This window comes from Shewanella sp. 1180_01 (genome assembly GCF_052850535.1).
This window is the reverse complement of sequence record NZ_VXCT01000155.1, coordinates 1-1,005: the sequence shown is the minus strand read 5'-3', so window position 1 is coordinate 1,005 and position 1,005 is coordinate 1. Positions and strand designations below refer to the sequence as shown.

Below are 1,005 nucleotides of genomic sequence, written 5' to 3'. Positions count from 1 at the left end.
TCTTTATAACTTATTCAGGGTTAGGGGAAGTGAGCTTCTTGTGTACGGTTTTCCTACAATTGGCGAAGATTTTATTGAAGATATGAAGCATGATTACAGTCTGCTTCTGAATCAGATTGCATGTATATGATAAATTTCAGGTAACACCTACTGGACATTCGAATTTGGCGTTAGGGTGAGTTTGTAACTTGCTGAGGATGACTGTTCGGACAATCATTTAGTTTTGTGTCCGTGACAATAAGTCACTGGGAACCATAATAGTAACCAAGAAAATATGCAGAGGTTAATTAATTATGGAAAAATTCATTTTTAAGTTATTAAGTGGAGTTAAAGTCGAGAAAATCTCAACTGTTACGGTCTGTATTTGTCTTGTTTTATTAGTGCTTAAAATAGGGTGAGAAATGAACATCGATGAATTGAAAAAGTTAGTTAAGGGCAAGGCTATTTTTAAAGGCGCCTATGAAAATACACTAGAAGATGTTGCTGAAGTACGTGAAATATTAAAATCCTCCGTTGAACATGACGAATTTCCTTACTACTCAGGATTTGAACACAATTGGAACTTACTTGAGGAATTTTCATCTCACGATAATATAGAACGTGAACAAATGCAGAGTAATCCATTAATTCATTTTCTGTGGTGCATCGAGTCAGGTTTTTATCCCCCTCCTGAATTATTAATTGTCATTGCAAGTTGCTTTAGGGCTCATATAATTAGTGGCGGAAGAACTAACTTATCTGAAGTATTCTTCGGAAAAGATAAGCAATACGAATATTCTTTGGATGTCAAAAAAATAACTAAGTATATGGATTTTGAATTGAAATGGGTTAAAGGGAAAAGTGATTCACTACAGATTGTTGCCGAACAATATTTATTAAAATGTTCTGAGTCTAATAATGACATATTTAATGAAACTATTGATGTTGAAAGTTTTCTTAGGGGATATCGTCGCTGGAAAAGCGACTTGGAAACTCAAAAATATTTTAAGAAAGTTTAACGAGACA

General features: G+C 33.7%; 1 protein-coding gene. It reads left to right on the top strand.

Annotated features, from left to right (window positions below):
* Positions 1-401: 401 nt before the first annotated feature.
* Entirely contained in the window at positions 402-998 is a 597-nt protein-coding gene (locus FW758_RS24600) for a hypothetical protein (RefSeq protein WP_446446827.1), read from the top strand.
* Positions 999-1,005: the final 7 nt, after the last annotated feature.